Raw genomic sequence first — 20,142 nt, 5'->3', positions numbered from 1 at the left:
GTTAGGGCGTGGGAGGAGTCAGGAGAAGAGCATGCGGCAGATGACACGGCACTCGGCCGGCGCTCCGGAGCGCGTCCTCGCCCTGGACGGCGTCCGTGCCGAGGCGGACGGGCCCGACGGCGTCGTCACGCTCCTCGAGGACGTGACGCTCACGCTCCGCGCCCCGCGCGTCGCCGTGGTGGGGGAGAACGGATCCGGCAAGTCCACGCTGGCCCGGGCGATCGCGGGCCTGGCCGATGTCGCGGCGGGGGAGGTCACCGTGCACGGCGTGGACGCCGTCCGGGACGTGAAGGGGCTGCGGCGCACCGTGGGCATGGTGTTCGCCAACCCGGCCGCGCAGGCCATCATGCCCACCGTCCGCGAGGACGTGGAGCTCACCGTGAAGTCCCTGCGGCACAACGACGGCGCCCGCCTCGGCAGGGCCGAGGTCACCGCGCGCGTGGACGCGGCGCTGGCCGAGCACCGGCTCGCCGAGATCGCGGACCGGCCCTGCCTCGCGCTCTCGAGCGGCCAGGCGCAGCGGCTTGCGATGTGCTCCGTGATGGCGGCGTCGCCGTCGCTGGTGATCGCGGACGAGCCGACCTCCCTGCTCGACGGCCGGCACCGGCGGATCATCGCCGAGCGCCTGCTCGCGGCACGGGACTTCCAGCTGCTGCTCGTCACCCATGACCTCGAGCTGGCCCGCCGGTGCGACGAGGCCGTGTGGATCCACGACGGCCGCGTGCGTGAGGTCGGTCCGGCCGGTGACGTGATCGGCGCGTACGAGGCCTTCCTCGACGAGGCCGTGGCCACGGAGTTCGACGCGTGATCTCGCTCTACGTCACCGGCGGCTCGCCCCTGCACCGCTGCCCGGCCGGCCTCAAGGTCGCGCTGCTCGCGGTGTGGGTCCTGGCGCTCACGCTCCTGCCGCCGACCGTGTGGACGGCGGGCGCCGCCGTCGTCGGGGCCGGGCTGGCCTACACCGTGGGCTTCGGTGCGCGCCGCGGGCTGGGGATGCTCGGCCGCGATCTGCGCGGGCTCTGGATCTTCTACGCGTTCCTCTTCGCCGCGCAGTGGATCTTCGTGGACCTCCTCTCCGCCGCCCTCATGGTGACCCGCGTGCTCGGCGTGGTGCTGACGGCGCAGATCCTCACCCGCACCACGCGGATCGCGGACATGGTGGGGGTGGCCGAGGCCGCGCTGGGGCCCGTGAACCGCATTCCGTGGCTCGGCCCGAAGCTCGCGCGGGCGGGGTTCCGGCCGGAGCGCGTGGGGCTGGCGATGGGCCTGGTGCTCAGCTCGATCGGTCACCTGCGCGGGTTGGCCGAGCAGGTGCGCCACGCGCAGGCCAGCCGCGGCGTGAGGATGGCCCCGTGGGCGTGGATCCTGCCGCTGCTGGTGCTCTCCCTCAAGCACGCCGACGACGTCGGGGATGCGCTCGCGGCCCGCGGGGTGGAGTAGGGGCGCGCCAGCCTGGTCGCAACACGCCGTGTCGAACTTCGGCAGACGGCGTGTTGCGACCACTCTGGGAGGAGTCCGGCGAGTCCGGCGAGTCCGGCGAGTCAGGCGTCTGGCGCGGATGGGCTCGGTGCGCCAGGCCCGATATGTCAGCACGGCATTGACACGTGCGTTCCCGTGCTCGACGCTGAATCCATGAGCAAGTCCCTGATCTCCTCCGCGGTCGTCGTCCTCCTGATCCTCCTCGTCACCGTGCTGACGGACGCCAGCACATGGCTTGTGGGCCTGCTCTCCGGCCTGGTCTGCCTCGTCGGCGCGTGGTGTGCCCCCCTGTTCCAGTCCGGCACTCCCTACGGAGGCACCCTCTTCGGCGGCTGGCAGTCCCGGTGGGACGGCCCGAAGGCGGTGCAGCTCCTCGTGGCGGGGGCGGCGGTCGCCGTGAGCCTCCTGCTGGACCTGTTCGACGGCGGGGTGCCCGCGATCATCGGCATCATCGCGGCGTGCCTCGTCGGTGCGCTCGTCCCGGTGCCGGGCAACGGCGCGGATGGGGCATCATCGGAGGATGCCCGACCCGCATGACCGGATCGCCGCAGCGCTGCGTGACCAGGCCGCCGCCGAGCGCCGTCTGCACGCCGCCGTCCAGGCCGCGCGGTCGGACGGGTGGAGCTGGGCGCAGGTCGCCGAGGCGCTCGGCGTCACGCGTCAGGCCGCCCACCGTCGCTTCCACTCCGCGCCCGCCCTGGCCGACGACGACGTCGGCACGGGCCCCGGCCGCGGCTGCCGCACCTCCCCGGGTGACCCGTGGGCCGAGGCCCGCGCCACCGCGATGGGGGCCGTGGCCGCGTGGCTGCGCGGCGACGTCGCGGCCGTCCACGCGCACATGACCAGCACCGCGCGCGCGGGCCTGCCGCAGTCCGCGCTGCGCCGGGTCATGCTCGAGGTGGAGGACCTCGCCGGCCCCCTGGGGGACGCGCGGGTCACGGGCGTGCACGACCTCGCGGGCGAGCTGCTGAGTGCGGCCGGGTCGCTGGACGACGCATCGGCACCCGGCGGCGAGGTCCGCGCGGGGCGGCGCCGGGCTGTCGTCGTGCGCGGTGTGGTGTCCGGGGAGGACACGGACCCCGTGGTGCACGTGCTCATCGGTCCGAGGGGCCGCGTGTCCGGACTGAGCGTCCGGATCTCCGACGAGCTCGAGCAGTGGCCCCTGTGATGCACTGGCAGCAGAGGCAGGCGCACCTCGCTGAGCATCGACGCCGCCGTCCGGGAGGGCGCGGAACGGGGTGAGCCGGTCAGGCGCCCCGCGCGAACGCCAGCGCCTCCTCCACGATCCCGACGACGACGGCCAGCTCCACCTCGTCCCGCGGCCCGTAGACCATGAACTCCGTGCCGTGGTCGGCGTACTGATGCGGCTCCGCCCAGCCGAGCTCCACGAGCCGCCTTCCGCGCTCGGCCGGAAGCACGAGGTGCACGGAGGTGTCGGCCACGCCGTGCAGGTGCACCGGCTCGAGGCGACGGCCGGGGGCGAGGTTCGTCTCGGGTGCCCGCTCCACGTCGATGTCGGCGAGGAACACCCCGCGCGACGACGCCGGCGAGACCTGGCTGTGGCCCTCGACCACGCCGTCGAGCGCGAACACGCGGGCCGTCAGCTCACCCCACAGTGCCGGCGAGGCCCGCTGGTCGAGCTGGCGGTGGGGTCCGTCGTCGGAGGTGGTGGGGCGGACGCCGGGCCGCGGGGTGCTGATCATGCGGTCAGGCTACGCGGCCTCTCGGGCGCTCCTCAGCCCGGAGGCCGCTCCGCACACGCAGCGGGAGGCATCCGCCTCAGCGTGCGTCCTGATCCCGGGCGGCGTCGACGACGACGCGCACGGCCGGCATCGCGGCGTCGGCGGACGCCCCCTCCAGCGTGCCGCCGAGCCGCTCCCACACCCGTTCGGCCGCGGGGATCACCACGAACAGCGTGACCTGCCGGACCACTGTGGTGAACACCGAGGCGCGCAGCCCGCGGCGAGGGTCCAGGCCGCGGTCGATCAGCTGGCGCGTCTGCTCCACGGAGAGGTCCACCAGCCGGTCCAGGAGGCTCTCGCCCGAGGCGCGCGGCGCCGTGAGGGCCTGCGCCAGGTAGCCGCCGATGAGGGGGCGTTCACGGAGCAGCTCCTGGAACGCCGCGTCGCGGGCCGCGGAGATCTCGAGCGGCGTGCCCTCCAGGGGGACCGCCTCGAGGGTCGCGCGGACGAGGTCGATGATGTCGTCGTCCACCGCGCGGGTCAGGCCGTCCTTGCTGCCGAAGTGGTGCCGGACAAGCCCGGGCGCCACGCCCGCGTTCTTGCCGACGTCCCGGACGCTCGTCGCGTGCTCGCCCCGCTCCGCGTACAGCTCGAGGGCGCTCAGGCGGAGGCGGGCGGCGGAGGAGAGGTCCTCGCGGGTGAGGGGTCTGGCCGTGTTCACCGCGCAAGGCTAGCGGATCGAGGAGGGTGTTGTGCGATCGTGCAATGAATGATTCACTGATGCCAGAACGTGTGACGACGAGCACGCACGCCACGGATCGTGAGGATCACCATGAACGCCACTCCCGCCACCTCACCCGTCATGGGAACCGCCTCCACCATGGGCGACGTCGAGCAGCTGACGACGACGCGCCTCATCCGGGACGCGGCCCGCACCTACCGGGACCAGGAGATCGTCCACCGGACCCTCGCCGGCGAGTGGAAGGTCACAGACTATGCGACCTCCTGGGGCCGGACGCAGCGCGTGGCCGCCGGCCTCGCGGCGCAGGGCATCGGCCCGGGCGACCGCGTCGGCCTGCTCCTCTGGAACGACCTGCGGCACTTCGAGTGCTACTTCGCCGTGCCGTTGACGGGCGCCACCATGGTCCAGCTCAACCTCCGCCTCGCCCCGCAGGACCTGGCCTACGTCATCCGGCACAGCGGCGCCCGCACGCTGATCGTGGACGCCACGCTCCTGCCGCTGGCCGAGGGGCTGGCCCCGCACCTGCCGGAGGGCACCCGGTGGATCGTGGCCTCGGACGGCGATCTCCCTGAGGCCTGGGCCGGCCGGGCGGACGCGGTCTCGTACGAGGACCTGGTGGCCGGGCACGAGCCGATCGAGGACGCCCCGGACATGGACGAGCGGTCCGCCTCCGGCGCGTGCTACACCACGGGGACCACCGGTCGGCCCAAGGGCGTGTACTACTCGCACCGGTCCACGTGGCTGCACTCCTTTGCGGTGGCCGCGAGCACCGGCATGACCATGGACGACACCGTCATGCTCCTGACCCCCATGTTCCACGCCCAGTGCTGGGGCCTGCCCTACGCGGCTGTGGCGGTCGGCGCCCGCATCGTGCTGCCGGGCCGCTTCACGCTGCAGGACACCCCCCTGCTGACGGACGCGCTGGTGGAGCACGGCGTCACCCTGGCTCCGGCCGCTCCGGCCATCCTGCTGCCGATGCTCCATCACCTCGAGCAGATGGCGCAGACGCCGCACCTGCCCGGCCTCCGGTTCCTCTGCGGCGCCTCGGAGCCCCCCGTGGCCCTGATGCAGGGCTTCGACCGCCTCATGGGGGCCGAGATCATCCACGCCTACGGGGCCACGGAGACCTCGCCCATCGTGTCGGTGAACCGCCTGCGCCCGGCCCTCAAGGCGGGTCTGACCGAGGACGAGCAGTGGGACCTGAAGCGGTACCAGGGCCTCGTCGTCACCGGCGTCGACGTCAAGATCGTGGACCCCCTGGGCCAGCCGCTGCCGCCCGGCGAGCAGAACGTCGGTGAGATCCGGGTCCGCGGTCCGTGGGTCACCAGCTCCTACGGGGACGATCCCGAGGCCACGGAGAAGGGCTTCGACGACGAGGGCTACTGGCGCTCCGGCGATGTCGGCTACCTCTCCGAGGACGGCTACCTGAAGGTCTCCGACCGGATGAAGGACGTCATCAAGTCCGGCGGCGAGTGGATCTCCACCATCGACCTGGAGAACCACATGCTCACGGTCCCCGGTGTGTCCGAGGCCGCCGTCGTCGGTGTCCCCCACCCCAAGTGGCAGGAGCGCCCCCTCGCCCTCGCGGTGCGCGCCCCCGGCGCCGACGTCACCGAGGAGCAGGTCAAGGACGCCCTCCGCGCCCGCTTCGCCTCCTGGCAGGTGCCCGACCGCGTCCTTTTCGTGGACGAGCTGGACCGCACCTCCGTGGGCAAGCTGGACAAGAAGCGCCTCCGGCAGGCCTACGCCGACGCGCTCGCCGAGGGCGACGGCCCGTCCGCGCCGCAGGGCTGACGCGCGGCCCCGGCGGCCCCGCCGAGACCGCCCCAGACCCGCAGACCCCCCGAACATCCGAACCCACTGACCCCCCACACCGAAGGAGATCCCCGTGACCCGGGACGCCTACCTCTTCGACGCCGTCCGCACCCCCCGCGGACTCGGCAAGCCCACCGGCTCCCTCCACGAGGTCAAGCCGATCGATCTCCTGGGCGGCCTCTTCGACGCGCTCCGCGAGCGCCACCCCGAGTGGGACCCCGCCACCGTCGAGGACGTCGTGCTCGGCGTCGTCAGCCCGGTGGGGGACCAGGGCGCGGACATCGCCCGCGTGGCCGCCCTCAAGGCCGGCATGCCGGAGAACGTGGCCGGCGTGCAGCTCAACCGCTTCTGCGGCTCCGGCCTCGAGGCCGTCAACCAGGCGGCGGCCCGCATCCGCTCCGGCTGGGAGGAGATGCTGATCGCCGGCGGCGTGGAGTCCATGTCCCGCGTCCCCATGGGCTCCGACGGCGGCGCGTGGGCCACGGACCCGGCCACCGCGCTGGCGCTGCACTTCGTGCCGCAGGGCATCTCGGCGGACCTCATCGCCACCCGCCAGGGCTTCACCCGGGAGGACCTGGACCGCTTCGCCGTCCAGAGCCACCACCGCGCCGCCCAGGCGTGGGCCGAGGGCCGCTTCGACAAGTCCGTCATCCCCGTGAAGGACATCAACGGGCTGACCGTCCTGGACCGGGACGAGACCATCCGACCGAACTCCTCGCTCGAGATCCTGGCCGGGCTGAAGCCCTCCTTCGCCGCGATGGGGGAGCAGGCCGGCTTCGACGCCGTCGCGCTCGACCGCTACACGGACGTGGACCAGATCCACCACGTCCACCACCCGGGCAACGCCTCCGGCATCGTGGACGGCGCCGCGCTGACCCTCGTGGGCAGCGAGGAGTCGGGCCGCCGTGCCGGCCTGACGCCGCGCGCCCGCATCGTCTCGGCCGCCGTCGTCGGCTCCGAGCCCACCATCATGCTCACCGGTCCGACGCCGGCCTGCCGCAAGGCCCTCGACGTCGCCGGGATGACCGCGGGCGACATCGACCTCGTGGAGATCAACGAGGCGTTCGCGGCCGTGCCCCTCCAGCTGATGCGGGACCTGGGCTGGAGCGAGGAGCAGACCAACGTCAACGGCGGCGCGATCGCCATGGGCCACCCGCTCGGCGCCACCGGCGCCATGATCCTGGGCACCCTGGTGGACGAGCTCGAGCGCCGCGACCTGCAGACCGGCATCGCCACCCTCTGCATCGGCGCAGGCATGGGCGTCGCCACCATCGTCGAGCGCGTCTGAGCGCCTCCGACCCCGAGTTCCGCCCGACGGCAGAGAGAGCACAGCAGCCATGACTGAGAACATGATCACCTGGGACCAGGACGCCGACGGCGTCGTCACCCTGACCATGGATGACCCCAACGCCAAGGTCAACACCATGAACGACCTCTGGCGGGACTCCATGGAGGCCACCGTGGAGCGGCTCGAGCAGGAGCGCGAGTCGATCGCCGGCGTCATCCTCACCAGCGCGAAGAGCACCTTCTTCGCCGGCGGCAACCTGGACCAGCTGGGCCCCACCGGCCCGGACGAGGCCGCGGACGTCTTCGCGATGACCGAGCACGTGAAGTCCGTCCTGCGCCGACTCGAGAAGCTCGGCCGGCCCGTGGTCGCCGCCATCAACGGCGCCGCCCTCGGCGGCGGCCTGGAGATCGCCCTCGCGTGCCACCGCCGCGTGGCCGTGGACGACGCCCGCATCAAGGTAGGCCTGCCCGAGGTCACCCTCGGCCTGCTCCCCGGCGGCGGCGGCATCACGCGCCTCGTGCGGATGCTGGGCCTGGAGAAGGCCCTGATGGACTGGCTGCTCCAGGGCACCCAGTACCGCCCCGCGCAGGCGAAGGAGAAGGGCGTCATCGACGAGCTCGTCTCCTCGCAGGACGAGCTGCTGCCCGCGGCGCGGCGCTGGATCCTCAAGCAGGGGGCCGCGGCGGCGAAGGCCCAGGAGGGCGGCCCGGAGGAGACCGACGAGGCGCTCGGCGCCCCCTCCTACGCCGTCAAGCCGTGGGACCAGAAGGGCTTCCGCCTGCCCGGCGGCTCCCCGCAGCAGCCGGCGATGGCCTCCCGCCTGCCCGCGTTCCCCGCCACGCTGCACAAGACGCTGCACGGCGCGGACCTGCCGGCGCCGAAGGCGATCCTCGCCGCGGCCGTCGAGGGCGCGCAGGTGGACTTCGACACCGCCCTGCGGATCGAGACCCGCTACTTCGTGAGCCTCGTGACCGGCCGGGTCTCCACGGCGATGGTGCAGGCGTTCCACACGGACATGGGCGACATCCGCTCCGGCGCGGCCCTCGGCGAGCGCGCCACGGAGCGCCACACCGTCGGCTCCGTGGCCGTGCTCGGCGCGGGCATGATGGGCGCCGGGATCGCCCACGCCCTCGCCGTCAACGGCATCGAGGCGGTCCTCAAGGACGTCTCGGTGGAGAACGCCGAGCGCGGCAAGTCCCACTGCGCGGACCTGCTGGGCAAGGCCGTGGCCAAGGGCCGGATGGACCAGGCCGCCGCGGACGAGGTGCTGGGCCGCATCCGCACCACGGAGGACTACGCGGACCTCGCCGGCGTGGACGCCGTCATCGAGGCCGTCTTCGAGGACTTCGAGCTCAAGACGGGCGTGTTCGCGGAGGTCGAGAAGGTGGTGGGGAAGGACACGCTGCTGTGCAGCAACACCTCCACCCTCCCGATCACGCTGCTGCAGGAGCCGCGGGAGCGCGCCGCCGACGTCATCGGCCTGCACTTCTTCTCCCCCGTGGACCGCATGCAGCTCGTGGAGATCATCCGTGGCGAGCAGACCTCCCAGGAGGCCGTGGAGCGCGCATACGACCTGGTCCAGCAGATCCACAAGGTCCCGATCCTCGTGAACGACGGCCGCGGCTTCTACACCTCCCGCGTGTTCGGCACCCTCGTGCTGGAGGCCGCCGCCATGGTGGAGGAGGGCGTGGACCCGCAGCGCGTCGAGCGCGCCGCGCGCCAGGCCGGCTTCCCGGGTGCGCCGCTGGCCATGCTGGACGAGGTCTCGCTGACCCTCACGCAGCACGTGCGCCGAGAGGAGGAGAAGGCCGCCTCGGCCGCCGGCACCGAGCGCGTCGTGCAGCCGGGCGAGCAGATCGTGGACCGCATGGTGGAGGAGTTCGAGCGCCCTGGCCGTGCCCGCGGGGCCGGTTTCTACGAGTACCCGGCCGAGGGCCCCAAGCACCTGTGGCCCGGTCTGCGTGAGCACTTCACCTCGGACGTGGACGTGCCGGAGCAGGATCTCCAGGACCGCTTCCTCTACCGCATGGCGATCGAGACGGCCGGCTGCTTCGAGGACGGCGTCCTGACCGACACCGCGTCCGCGAACATCGGCGGCGTCCTGGGCATCGGCTACCCGCCGCACACCGGCGGCCCGGCCACGTTCATGACCAACCGTGAGAACGGGCTGGCGGACTTCGTGGCGCGCGCGGACGAGCTCGCAGAGGCCTACGGCGAGCGCTTCCGCCCGTCCGAGTGGCTGCGCGCGCGCGCCGCCTCGGGGAAGGGCCTCGTATGAGCGCGCAGGACACCGTCTCGCAGACCGCCGCCGGGGGCGACGCCGTCGCCTCCGGCCCCCTGGTCGGCGTGCGCGTGGTGACGATCGCCCTGAACCTGCCCGGGCCCGTCGCAGCGGCCCGCCTGCAGGAGCTGGGCGCCGACGTCGTCACCGTGCTCCCGCCCGGCGGGGACCCCGTGGCCACGCTGGTGCCCGCCCTCTACGAGGAGCTGCATCGCGGCCAGCAGGTGCGCACCGTGGACATGAAGTCCCCGGACGGGGCCGCCGAGATGGAGCGGATCCTCGCCGCGGCGGACGTGTTCCTCACGTCCCACCGCTCGGGGGCCCTGCGCCGCCTCGGCCTGGACGCCGACGCCGTCCGCGCCCGTCACCCGCGGATCTGCCAGGTGGACGTCACGGGCTTCGCCGGGGACCGGACGGACGTCCCCGGTCATGACATCAACTACCAGGCCGAGGCGGGCCTGCTGGAGCCGGGGCCGCCGCCTCGGATCCTGGCGGCGGACCTGCACGGGGCCGAGCGCGCCGTCTCCGCGGCCCTGGCCCTCCTGTGGTCCCGCGGCGCGGACGGGGCGGGCGGGCACGCCGTCGTGGCACTGGCCGACGCCGCCCACGCCCTGGCCCTGCCGAACCGTCACCGCATGACGGACCGCCGCAGCCCCCTGGGCGGGGCCTCGCCCCACTACGGCGTGTACCCGGCCGCCGACGGCCATGTGGCCGTCGGCGCGCTCGAGCCGCACTTCGCGGCCGCGCTCCTCGAGGGCCTCGGGCTGGACCCGGACGGGGACGTCCGCGCTCAGATCGCGGGCGCCCTCCTGGAGCACGACGCCGCCCACTGGCAGGCCTGGGGCGAGGAGCGGGGCCTCCCGCTGACCGCCCTCGCCGCGGCGACCGCCTGAGCCGCTCATCCGACACCCCACGCCCACCCCGGCGCTGCGCCCCCTGACGCAGACACCCCCTGATCCCGAGGAGAACCCCCATGACCGCCGCTGACACCCGGAGCCGTCCGCTGATCGACGTCGACGTCCTCGAGTACCACCGCCTCCTGACGCCCGAGCAGCAGGAGAAGCTCGCGGAGATCCGCGCCGCCCTGGCCGAGATCGTCACCCCGCATGTGGCGGAGGCCTGGAGCCGGGACGAGTTCCCGCACGAGATCGCCCGCCAGGTGGGCGAGCTCGGCTTCAACCACCTGAACGGCATGACCACCGACCCGCTGTTCCGCGGCTGCCTGATGGCCGAGCTGTCCCGCGCGGACATCTCCCTCAGCGTCTACTTCGCCCTGCACAACGACCTCGTGGGCGCGACCCTGGAGCACCTGGGCTCCGAGGAGCAGAAGCAGAAGTGGCTCCCGGGGCTCTACGCCATGGAGTACACCGGCTGCTTCGGGCTGACCGAGCCGGAGCACGGCTCCGACGTCGCCGGCGGCATGGCGACCACCGCCCGCCGCGAGGGCGACGAGTGGGTGATCAACGGGGCCAAGCGCTGGATCGGCAACGGCACCATGTCCCGGATCGCGATCGTGTGGGCCCGCGACGAGGCGGACGACCAGGTCAAGGGCTTCATCGTGGAGACCGACCGCCCGGGCTACAGCGCCACCAAGATCGAGCACAAGACCGCCGTGAAGATCGTGCAGAACGCGGACATCACCTTCACGGACGTGCGGATCCCGGCGGAGAACAAGCTGGAGAAGGCGAACTCGTTCGCGGACACCAACGTGATCCTCCTCGGCTCCCGCAACGGGCTGGGCTGGCAGGCCGTGGGCGCGCAGCAGGCCGTCCTGGACATCGCCCGGAACTACGCCCTGGAGCGCACGCAGTTCGGCCGTCCGATCGCCGCCCACCAGCTCGTGCAGTCCCTGCTCGTGCAGATCGCCGGCAACCTGGCCGCCACGCTCGGCATGGCCCACCGCGCCGTCCAGCTCGAGGCCGAGGGCGAGGTGTCCATGACCCAGGCCTCCCTGGTGAAGCTCAAGACCTCGCAGATGTGCCGCGAGTCGGCCGCTCTGGGGCGTCAGCTGATGGGCGGCAACGGCATCCTCGCGGACCGCGGTCTCGGCCGCTTCTTCTGCGACGTCGAGGCGATCTTCACGTACGAGGGCACCTACGAGGTCAACTCGCTGATCGTGGGCCGCGGGCTCACCGGCCACTCCGCCTTCCTCTGACCCGACCCGTCCCGACGAGCACCAGGAGCCACCGTGACGACCTCCGACACCCCTGAGACCTCCGCCATGACCCTCGACGCCGCCGGCCGGCCCACCGAGCGGCGCGGCCACGTCGCCGAGCTGCTCGCCGCCACGGTGGCCCGCCAGCCGGACACCGTCGCCCTGCTGATCGGCGACGCCCGCATGAGCTACCGCGAACTGGACCAGGCCACGGCCGTCACGGCCGGCTGGCTGCGCGCCCGCGGCGTGCAGGCCGGGGACCGGGTGGCCGTCATGCTGCCGAACGTCCCGACGTTCGTGGCCGTCTACGAGGCGCTCATGCGCCTGGGCGCGGTGATGGTGCCGCTCAACCCGCTGTTCACCGCCCGAGAGCTGGAGTACTTCCTCGAGGACTCCGGGGCGCGCATGCTCTGGGCCATGCCCGGGCTGCCGGCCGTGGACGAGGTGGCCGGGAACGTCGACGTCGAGGTGGTCACCCTGGACCTCGAAGCGGTCGGGCGGGAGTGCGCCGTCGAGGGCATCGCCCCGGTCACGGAGATCACCCCGCGGGACCCCGACGACGACGCCGTGCTGCTCTACACGTCCGGCACCACGGGACGGCCCAAGGGCGCGCGGCTGACGCACACGAACCTGCGTTCCAACGCCATGGCGACGGCGACCGGCCTGGGCCGGCTCGGCCCGGACGACGTCGTGTTCGCGGCGCTGCCGATGTTCCACGTGTTCGGGCTCTCGGTGGTGCTCAACGGCGCGGTGTTCGCCGGCGCCGCCCTGTCCCTCCTGCCGCGCTTCGTTCCGGACGGGGCCTTCCAGCAGCTGCAGGACCACGGTGTGACGTTCCTGCCCGGCGTGCCCACCATGCACGGCGCGTTCCTCGCCGTCGCCCGGGCCCGCCGCGAGGCCGGGGCCGAGCCCGCGGACTTCTCCCGCCTGCGCCTGCCCCTCTCCGGCGGGGCGAGCATGCCCGTGGAGACCCTGCGCGCGGCGGAGAAGCTGTACGGCGTTCCCGTGTTGGAGGGCTACGGGCTGTCCGAGAACGCGGGTGCGTGCTTCTTCAACCCCGTGGACGCCCCGATCCGCCCGGGCACCGTGGGCCGGCCCGTGGACGGCTTCGAGGCCCGGATCGTCACCGTGGACGGGACCGTGGTGCCCGAGGAGGACCTCGAGACCGCCGGCGAGCTGCGCATCCGCGGCGAGGGCGTCATGGCGGGCTATTGGGGCCGGCCGGAGGACTCGGCGGCGGCGTTCGACGACGAGGGCTGGTTCCGCACCGGCGACCTCGCCCGCCGGGACGAGGCCGGGTACGTGCTGATCGTGGACCGGCTGAAGGACGTGGTCATCCGCGGCGGCATGAACGTCTACCCGCGCGAGGTGGAGGAGGTCCTCTACGAGCACCCGGACGTCGTCGAGGCGGCCGTGGTGGGCGTGACCGACGAGCGCCTCGGCGAGGAGGTGGCGGCCTTCGTGTCCGTGGCGCCGGGCAGCGCCGTCACGGAGGACGAGCTGCAGGCCTTCGCCGCGGAGCGGCTGGCCCGCTACAAGCAGCCCCGGACGGTGACCATCATGGACGGGCTGCCCAAGAACGCCACGGGCAAGATCCTGCGCCGCGAGCTGAGGGGCTGACGCCGGAGGGCGCCGCGGTGCCATCGGGGCGTCGGGCCCGCTACTCCCCGGTCTGGCCGTCGATCTGCTCGCGCAGCAGGTCCGCGTGGCCGTTGTGGCGCGCGTACTCCTCGATCATGTGCGTGAGGATCCACCGCAGGGAGACCTGGGCGCGGCCGCCCCAGGCGTCGTGGGTGGCGGCGAGCGCGTCGTCGTCGTCCTCCGCCTCGGCCATCAGCCTGACCACGATCTGCCGCGAACGGTCCACCGCGCGCTCCCACAGGGCGTGCAGCTCCTCCGAGGTGTCCTGGGCCGCGCTGTGCCAGTCCCAGTCCTCGTCCTCGCTCCAGTCCACGCAGACCCACGGCTCGGAGGTCGGCTCGGCCAGGGCGCACTCCTCGAACCAGTGGAACTCCACGTAGGCCAGGTGCTTGAGCAGCCCGCCGAGCGTCATCTCGGAGGGATGGCCGTCGAGCCGGCGGCGCAGCGCTCCCGTGTCGAGGCCGCTCGTTCGCCACTGCAGCGTGGCCCGCTGGAAGTCGAGGAACCCGAGGAGGGTCTGCACCTCGCTCGCGGACAGCGGCGGCTCGGGCCGGCCCTGGTCGTCGTAGAACACGGTGGTCATGGGCCGAGCCTAGGTGGTCCTGCCGGCGATGACGGGGCCTGGCCGGTTTTGACGACTCGCCCTAGCGCGGGGAACGGGTCCGGAGTCCGGGTCCGCAGACATCCCCGACGGCTTCAAGGAGTGAGCAGCATGGTGGAGTTCAACGGCAAGGTCGCCCTCGTCACGGGCGCCGGTTCCGGCATCGGCGAGGCGTGCGCCAAGGACATGGCGCAGAACGGCGCGAAGGTCGTGGTCACGGACATCAACCTGGAGGCCGCCGAGCGGGTGGCCCGGGAGATCACCGAGGCCGGCGGCAAGGCCAAGGCCACGAAGCTGGACTCCGCCTCCCCGGAGGACAACCGGAAGGCCGTGGAGTTCGCCGTGCAGGAGTTCGGCGGGCTGCACCTGGCGGTGAACAACGCGGGCGTGGGCGCGGGCCCGGACGCCGCCGGCGACCTGGCGCTCGAGGACTGGGACAAGGTCATCGACATCAACCTCAACGGCGTGCTCTACGGCATGCGGTACCAGCTGCCGGAGATCGAGAAGGCCGGCGGCGCGATCGTGAACATGTCCTCCATCCACGGCTCCGTGGCCACCGGCGTGGGCGCCTCCGCCTACACCGCCGCCAAGCACGGCGTGGTGGGCCTGACCAAGCAGGCCGGTGTGGACTACGGCCCGCGCGGCGTGCGCGTCAACGCGGTGGGCCCGGCCTACATCGAGACCCCGCTGCTGGCGAACCTGCCCGCCGAGGTCAAGGACGCCCTCGTGGCCAAGCACCCGGTCGGCCGCCTGGGCCGGCCCGAAGAGGTCGCCCACCTGGTGAGCTTCCTGCTCAGCGAGAAGGCCTCCTTCATCACCGGCTCCTACCACCTGGTGGACGGTGGCTACACGGCGCCGTGATCCAGGTGAGCCGGAGGGACGACGTCGTCCCGTCCGGCCCCGGCATGACCGACGCGCCCCGCGGCATCGCGGGGCGCGTCTGTGTCCGCGGAGCACCTCCAGCGGTCCCCGCGGGCACACGGCCCGTAGGGTGAAGCGAAAAGTTCGCGCCTCGCCCGCGGGGACAGACCCGTCAGGAGCACCCGTATGAGCACGACCCCCGATCCTTCCGCGAGCCCCATGGCCCGCGCCGGCCACATCGCCGAGCTGTTGACGCGCACCGCGGCGGACGTGCCCGAGAAGCTGGCCTGGCGGCAGGGGGAGCAGGAGCTCACCTACGCCGAGCTCCTGGACCTCGCCCAGCGCACCGCCGGGAATCTGCGTTCGATGGGCGTCGGCCCCGGCGACCGCGTCGCCCTGCTCGTGCCCAACACGCTCGTGTTCCCCGCGGTGTTCTACGGGACGGCGTGGCTCGGGGCGGTCGTCGTGCCGCTGAACCCGCTCTCCACGGCGCGCGAGCTCGAGTACTACCTCACCGACTCGGGTGCGAGTCTCCTGTGGACCCTGCCCGGCATGGACGCGGGCGCGCAGGCCGCGGCCGCCGTCGGGATCCCGCTGGTGACGACGGCGCCGGACGCGATCACCGCGTTCGTCGCCGACGTCGCACCCGTCCTCGAGGCGCCGCGGGGCGAGGGGGACGACGCCGCCGTCGTGATCTACACGTCCGGGACCACGGGCCGCCCGAAGGGCGCGCAGCTGACCCACACCAACGTGCGGGCGAACGCGATCGCCACGGTCGAGTCGATGACCCGGGTCCGGCGGGAGGACACGCTCTTCGCGGTGATGCCGTTCTTCCACGTGTTCGGGCTGTCCGTGGTGCTGAACTCGGCGATCTACATGGGCGCCATGATGTCCGTGACATCCCGGTTCGCGCCGCAGGAGGCGCTGGACCAGATCGTGCGGGACCGCGTCACCGTGATCCCGGGCGTGCCGACCATCCACGGCGCCCTCGTCAGCGCCGTCCGCGCGCGCCGGGCCAAGGGCCAGGCGCTGGACGTCTCCGCCGTGCGCTTCCTGATCTCGGGAGGGGCGAGCCTGCCCGTGGAGACGCTGCGCACCGCCGAGGAGACGTGGGGTGTGCCGCTGCGGGAGGGGTTCGGCATCTCCGAGGGCTCCGGCGCGGTGAGCTTCAACCCGATCGACCGCCCGGGCCGCCCCGGCACCGTGGGCCTGCCCATGGACGGCGTCGAGTTCCGCCTGGTGACGTCGGAGGGCGTGGAGGTGCCCGAGGGGGACACCGAGACCGCCGGCGAGCTGCGCATGCGCGGCGACGTCATCATGTCCGGGTACCTGGGCCTGCCCGAAGCCACGGCCGCGGCCTTCGACGACGACGGCTGGCTCCGCACCGGCGACCTCGCCCGTCGCGACGAGGACGGCTACTACCTGGTGGTGGACCGGCTCAAGGACGTCATCATCCGCGGCGGCTACAACGTGTACCCGCGCGAGGTGGAGGAGGTGCTGTACGAGCACCCCGCCGTGGCCGAGGCCGCCGTGGTCGGCCTGCCGGACGAGCGCTTCGGCGAGGAGGTCGTGGCGTACGTCTCGCTCGAGGCCGGGACGAGCGTGGAGGACGGCGAGCTGCTGGAGTTCGTGCGCGAGCGGCTGGCCGCCTACAAGTGCCCCCAGTCGGTGACGGTCCTGGACGGTCTGCCGAAGAACACCACCGGGAAGATCATGAAGCATCCCCTGCGGTGAGGGCGGCCGGGGCTGGCTACGCTCCCGGTATGACTCAGCCGCTCGTCCACCCGCCCAAGGCCCAGCCGGGCGACAGGATCGCCGTCGTCTCGCCGTCGTTCGCGGCTCCCGGCTTCGCCCCCGCCGTGCACGAGCAGGCGATGCATCGACTGGCCGAGGTGACCGTCCTGGTGCCGGTGGAGTACCCGACCACCCGGCAGCTCGGGGCGAGCCCCGAGGACCGCGCGCGGGACCTCAACGCGGCGTTCGCGGACCCCCAGATCCGGGCGGTGATCACCACGGTGGGCGGGGAGGACCAGATCACGGTGATCGGCCACCTGGACGCCGAGGCCCTGCGCGCGGACCCTAAGCCGTTCCTGGGCTACAGCGACAACACCAACCTCCACCAGTGGCTGTGGGCGAACGGCGTGGCGAGCTTCTATGGCGGCTCCACCCAGGTGCACCTGGGGCCGGGACCGGCTGTGGATGAGGTGCACGCCGCGTCCCTGCGGGCCGCCCTGCTGACGGGGGAGCGGCTGGAGATCACGGAGCCGGGGGAGTCGGAGGACCACGGCGTCGACTGGCTGGACCCGCGCGCGCTGAGCGAGTTCGGGGAGCGGGAGCCGGTGCCGGGTCCCCATGACGACGACGGCGGCGCGCCCGGCGCGGGCGCCTCACCGTGGCGCTGGGCCGGGCCGCGGCGCGCGGTGACCGGCCGGACATGGGGTGGCTGCCTCGAGGTGCTGCCGTGGGTGATGGCGGCCGGCCGCGGACCCTCTGATCTGGGCGCGCTGGAGGGTGGCGTGCTGCTGATCGAGACGAGCGAGGAGCTGCCGTCGGCGGGGGAAGTGCGGCGGTTGCTGCGGATCCTGGGCGAGCGCGGGGTGCTCGGCGCGGTGGCCGCCGTGCTGGCGGCCCGCCCGCCGACGAGCTCCTTCGAGGCGCCGCGCGGTGCGGAGGAGCGGGCGCGGCTGCGCCAGGAGCAGGGTGATGTGGTGCTGGAGGAGGTCGGGCGCTACAACCCGGACGCGGTGGTGTGCGTGGGCGTTCCGTTCGGCCACACCCGGCCGCAGTGGGTGTTGCCGCACGGCGGGGTGATGACCGTGGACGGGGGCGAGCGGCGGGTGTGGGCGGAGTTCGGGTGAGCTGTTGATAGCCTGCGGCTCATACGGTGGCCGGTCATGAGGCTCCACTGACGAGGGGGTATCTATGGCTGAACCGGAAGGCCTGCGGCACGCAGCGATCGCATGGCTCGAGCAGCGCACCTTTGACCGTCAGATTTCTCTGACCCGCGATGAGATCGCGGACTTTCGGTTCCAGGGAGAACCGTTCCGCCTGATTCCCTCCTACCAGGGCATATGGAAGCCGGCCACATTTGAGGCGACGCTCTCGATCGTGACGACCTACCGCGCCCCCGGGAAGGAACGTCCCTATAACGACGCTCTCGGTGAGGATGGCCTGCATCGCTACAAGTGGCGTGGCGACAACCCCAATCACCCGGAGAATGCGGGTCTACGGCGCGCCATGGAACAGCAGCTGCCCATCATCTGGTTCACGGGTGTTGGAGGGAAGCCGCCCCAGTACCAGGTGACGACCCCCGTTTACATCGTCAACGAGGAGCGTGACCGCCAGCAGTTTGTCCTGGCGCCGCTCGAAGACGCGAGTGAAATTCCAGAGCGCGACGGGGGTTCAGAACTGGTGACCGCGTTGCGGCGTTACATGAAGCGGGAAACTGTCGTGCGTCTGCATCAGCCCGTGTTTCGCTCTACCGTGCTCGTGGCGTATGAGGACCACTGCGCTGTCTGCAACTTCGCGCACCCGGAGCTCCTGGATGCAGCCCATATCATCCCGGATTCTGAGGATAAGGGCGTCCCTGACGTCACGAACGGTATGGCGCTGTGCAAGATTCATCACGCGGCATTTGATCGGCGCTTTCTCGGGATTCGGCCCACAAAGGACGTGCCAATCGTCGAGATCCGCCAGGATCTCTTGGATGAGGTCGACGGTCCCATGCTGCGGCACGGACTCCAGGAACTTCACGGCAAGCCTCTGATGAAGGTTCCCGCCCGTCGGACCGACCGCCCCGGGAATAACAACCTGGTGTGGGCCTACGAACGGTTTCTCTCGGCGACGGTTGAGGACGTCGCCTGAACCAGGGCCGTCGTCGCGGAGCAGATCATCGCCGTCGTGGACGAGCAGAGGCCCCGGCGCGCCGCCGGGGCCTCCTGACCGGTCCGCCCACCACCCTCGGCAGCCGTCTCGTCGCGTCAGCGAAAGCGTGCCGGCCGTCCGTGGTGTGCGAGCGGAAGCTGCGCCTCAGCTCACCGCTTCCGGTACAGCCCCTTCTTCTGGAACTTCGGCTCGCTCGTCACGAGCATCCCCAGGGACCGGAAGATGCCCTCGTCCACGGAGCCGAGGATCGTCGTCGTGTGCACGTCGCAGCCCTCGAGGCTGGCCAGCTGCTCGACGGCCGCCTTCGCGTTCTCGTCGGTCGCCGCGGACACGGACAGGGCGATCAGCACCTCGTCCGTGTGCAGCCGCGGGTTCTTGGAGCCCAGGTGCACGGTCTTGAGCGTCTGGATCGGCTCGATCGAGGCGGGGGAGAGCAGGTGCACGTCGTCCTCGATGCCGGCCAGCACCTTGAGGGCGTTGAGCAGCACCGCGGCGGAGCAGCCCAGCAGCTCCGAGGTCTTGCCGGTCACCAGGGTGCCGTCCGCCAGCTGCACGGCCGCGCCGGGCTCACCGGTGCGCTCGGCCACCAGCTGCGCGGCACCCACCACCGGGCGGTCCTCCGAGCTCAGACCCAGCTTGGACATCACCAGGGCCACGCGCTCGGACTCGGTGTCGTCCGCGCCCTCCAGGGCCTCGTTGACCTGGGCCTTGTAGTAGCGCCGGATGATCTCCTGCTTCGCGGCCTCCTGGCACACCTCGTCGTCCACGATCGCCGCGCCGGCCATGTTCACGCCCATGTCCGTGGGGGACTTGTACGGGGTGGTGCCCGTGACCTTCTCCAGCAGCGCGGACAGCAGCGGGAACACCTCGACGTCGCGGTTGTAGCTCGTCACCCGCTCGCCGTACTCGGCCAGGTGGAACGGGTCGATCAGGTTGATGTCGTCCAGGTCCACGGTGGCGGCCTCGTAGGCGGCGTTCACCGGGTGCTCGAGCGGCAGGTTCCAGATGGGGAACGTCTCGAACTTCGCGTAGCCGGCCGGGATGCCCCGCTGCCGATCGTTGTACACCTGGCTCAGGCACGTCGCCAGCTTGCCGGAGCCCGGGCCGGGGGCCGTCACGACGACGAGGTCCCGCGTGGTCTCGGACCACTCGTTCGCGCCGAAGCCCTGCTCCGAGACGATCGTGGACATGGCGTGCGGGTAGCCGGGGATCACGCGGTGGCGGGCCACCTTCAGGCCGAGGCGCTCGAGCTTCTCCAGGAACGCCAGCGCACGGTGGTTGGAGTCCTCGAGCTGCGTGACCACCACGTGCTCCACCAGGAACCCGCGCTCCCGGAACACGTCCACGAGGCGCAGGACGTCGTCCTCGTACGTGATGCCCAGGTCGGCGCGGACCTTGTTCCGCTCGAGGTCCTTGGCGTTGAAGCACACCAGGATCTCGGTCTCGTCCTTGATGCGGTCGAGCATCGCGATCTTGTTGTCCGGGGTGAAGCCGGGCAGGACGCGGGAGGCGTGCAGGTCGTCGAAGAGCTTGCCGCCCATCTCCAGGTACAGCTTCCCGCCGATCTGCCGGCGGCGCTCCTGGATGTGCTGGGACTGCAGCTCGATGTACTTCTCCCGGTCGAACCCGAGGGGGCGGGAGGTCGAGTCCGAGGTGGAGGGGGCCATGGTGGGGACGCTGTCTGCGGTGCCGGTCATGGACCTCCAGCATAG

Annotated in this window: 18 protein-coding genes; 14 read left to right on the top strand and 4 right to left on the bottom strand. The window is 72.3% G+C overall.

The window, feature by feature from the left end; translation table 11 throughout:
• The first annotated feature begins 31 nt into the window (after window positions 1–31).
• The 4 genes from LG274_RS06920 (at window position 32) to LG274_RS06905 (ending at window position 2,647) form a co-directional block, all read left to right on the top strand.
• Window positions 32–808 (top strand): energy-coupling factor ABC transporter ATP-binding protein, encoded by a 777-nt coding sequence (locus LG274_RS06920; RefSeq protein ID WP_404463582.1) that lies wholly within the window; start codon window positions 32–34, stop codon window positions 806–808.
• Window positions 805–1,440 (top strand): energy-coupling factor transporter transmembrane component T family protein, encoded by a 636-nt coding sequence (locus LG274_RS06915; RefSeq protein ID WP_404463580.1) that lies wholly within the window; start codon window positions 805–807, stop codon window positions 1,438–1,440. Before LG274_RS06920 ends, LG274_RS06915 begins: the two co-directional genes overlap by 4 nt.
• A 192-nt stretch (window positions 1,441–1,632) precedes the next feature.
• Window positions 1,633–2,016 carry a hypothetical protein gene (locus LG274_RS06910; protein WP_404463578.1) on the top strand — a complete coding sequence of 128 codons (384 nt, stop codon included), beginning with the start codon at window positions 1,633–1,635 and terminating at the stop codon, window positions 2,014–2,016.
• Window positions 2,000–2,647, top strand: a complete 648-nt coding sequence (locus LG274_RS06905; protein WP_404463576.1) for a helix-turn-helix domain-containing protein — start codon at window positions 2,000–2,002, stop codon at window positions 2,645–2,647. The genes LG274_RS06910 and LG274_RS06905 overlap by 17 nt, the downstream gene beginning before the upstream one ends.
• 79 nt (window positions 2,648–2,726) lie before the next feature.
• Here LG274_RS06905 and LG274_RS06900 read toward each other — a convergent pair whose 3' ends face one another.
• Both LG274_RS06900 and LG274_RS06895 read right to left on the bottom strand, forming a co-directional pair.
• Window positions 2,727–3,182, bottom strand: coding sequence for a luciferase family protein (locus LG274_RS06900; protein ID WP_319075834.1), 456 nt, complete (start codon window positions 3,180–3,182; stop codon window positions 2,727–2,729).
• A gap of 76 nt (window positions 3,183–3,258) precedes the next feature.
• Window positions 3,259–3,882, bottom strand: coding sequence for a TetR/AcrR family transcriptional regulator (locus LG274_RS06895; RefSeq protein ID WP_248117285.1), 624 nt, complete (start codon window positions 3,880–3,882; stop codon window positions 3,259–3,261).
• A gap of 111 nt (window positions 3,883–3,993) precedes the next feature.
• Between LG274_RS06895 and LG274_RS06890 the strand changes: the two genes are divergently transcribed.
• From LG274_RS06890 to LG274_RS06865, 6 genes are all read left to right on the top strand, one after another.
• Window positions 3,994–5,697: a long-chain-fatty-acid--CoA ligase gene (locus LG274_RS06890; protein ID WP_248117286.1), complete on the top strand. Its 1,704-nt coding sequence runs from the start codon at window positions 3,994–3,996 to the stop codon at window positions 5,695–5,697.
• A 94-nt stretch (window positions 5,698–5,791) separates the two neighbouring features.
• Window positions 5,792–7,006 carry an acetyl-CoA C-acetyltransferase gene (locus LG274_RS06885; protein WP_248117288.1) on the top strand — a complete coding sequence of 405 codons (1,215 nt, stop codon included), beginning with the start codon at window positions 5,792–5,794 and terminating at the stop codon, window positions 7,004–7,006.
• Window positions 7,007–7,055: 49 nt separating this feature from the next.
• Window positions 7,056–9,284 (top strand): 3-hydroxyacyl-CoA dehydrogenase NAD-binding domain-containing protein, encoded by a 2,229-nt coding sequence (locus LG274_RS06880; protein ID WP_404463573.1) that lies wholly within the window; start codon window positions 7,056–7,058, stop codon window positions 9,282–9,284.
• Window positions 9,281–10,180 (top strand): CoA transferase, encoded by a 900-nt coding sequence (locus tag LG274_RS06875; protein WP_404463571.1) that lies wholly within the window; start codon window positions 9,281–9,283, stop codon window positions 10,178–10,180. The genes LG274_RS06880 and LG274_RS06875 overlap by 4 nt, the downstream gene beginning before the upstream one ends.
• Before the next feature lie 80 nt (window positions 10,181–10,260).
• Window positions 10,261–11,442 (top strand): acyl-CoA dehydrogenase family protein, encoded by a 1,182-nt coding sequence (locus tag LG274_RS06870; RefSeq protein WP_248117293.1) that lies wholly within the window; start codon window positions 10,261–10,263, stop codon window positions 11,440–11,442.
• A 66-nt stretch (window positions 11,443–11,508) separates the two neighbouring features.
• Window positions 11,509–13,062: a long-chain fatty acid--CoA ligase gene (locus LG274_RS06865; RefSeq protein ID WP_404466026.1), complete on the top strand. Its 1,554-nt coding sequence runs from the start codon at window positions 11,509–11,511 to the stop codon at window positions 13,060–13,062.
• Window positions 13,063–13,102: 40 nt separating this feature from the next.
• Here LG274_RS06865 and LG274_RS06860 read toward each other — a convergent pair whose 3' ends face one another.
• Window positions 13,103–13,666, bottom strand: a complete 564-nt coding sequence (locus LG274_RS06860; RefSeq protein WP_404463568.1) for a DinB family protein — start codon at window positions 13,664–13,666, stop codon at window positions 13,103–13,105.
• 129 nt (window positions 13,667–13,795) lie between these two features.
• Here LG274_RS06860 and LG274_RS06855 point away from each other — a divergent pair, with 129 nt between their 5' ends.
• From LG274_RS06855 to LG274_RS06840, 4 genes are all read left to right on the top strand, one after another.
• On the top strand, window positions 13,796–14,545 hold the full coding sequence (locus LG274_RS06855) for an SDR family NAD(P)-dependent oxidoreductase (RefSeq protein WP_404463566.1): 750 nt from the start codon (window positions 13,796–13,798) through the stop codon (window positions 14,543–14,545).
• A 186-nt stretch (window positions 14,546–14,731) separates the two neighbouring features.
• Entirely contained in the window at window positions 14,732–16,279 is a 1,548-nt protein-coding gene (locus LG274_RS06850) for a long-chain fatty acid--CoA ligase (RefSeq protein WP_404463564.1), read from the top strand.
• A 29-nt stretch (window positions 16,280–16,308) separates the two neighbouring features.
• The gene (locus LG274_RS06845; protein WP_404463562.1) at window positions 16,309–17,403 is read left to right on the top strand and encodes an LD-carboxypeptidase; all 1,095 of its coding nucleotides are present in this window, start codon (window positions 16,309–16,311) and stop codon (window positions 17,401–17,403) included.
• A 64-nt stretch (window positions 17,404–17,467) separates the two neighbouring features.
• Window positions 17,468–18,409: an HNH endonuclease gene (locus LG274_RS06840; protein WP_404463560.1), complete on the top strand. Its 942-nt coding sequence runs from the start codon at window positions 17,468–17,470 to the stop codon at window positions 18,407–18,409.
• A gap of 170 nt (window positions 18,410–18,579) precedes the next feature.
• On the opposite strand, the gene LG274_RS06835 is transcribed toward LG274_RS06840, so the two are convergent.
• Window positions 18,580–20,127 carry a DUF1846 domain-containing protein gene (locus tag LG274_RS06835; protein ID WP_404463558.1) on the bottom strand — a complete coding sequence of 516 codons (1,548 nt, stop codon included), beginning with the start codon at window positions 20,125–20,127 and terminating at the stop codon, window positions 18,580–18,582.
• Window positions 20,128–20,142 lie beyond the last annotated feature (15 nt).

The sequence above is a fragment of the Micrococcus antarcticus genome (genome assembly GCF_044872765.1).
Classification (GTDB): Bacteria; Actinomycetota; Actinomycetes; order Actinomycetales; family Micrococcaceae; genus Micrococcus.
Note: the sequence above shows the minus strand (reverse complement) of the source record. Positions and strands in the feature narration are given on the sequence as shown.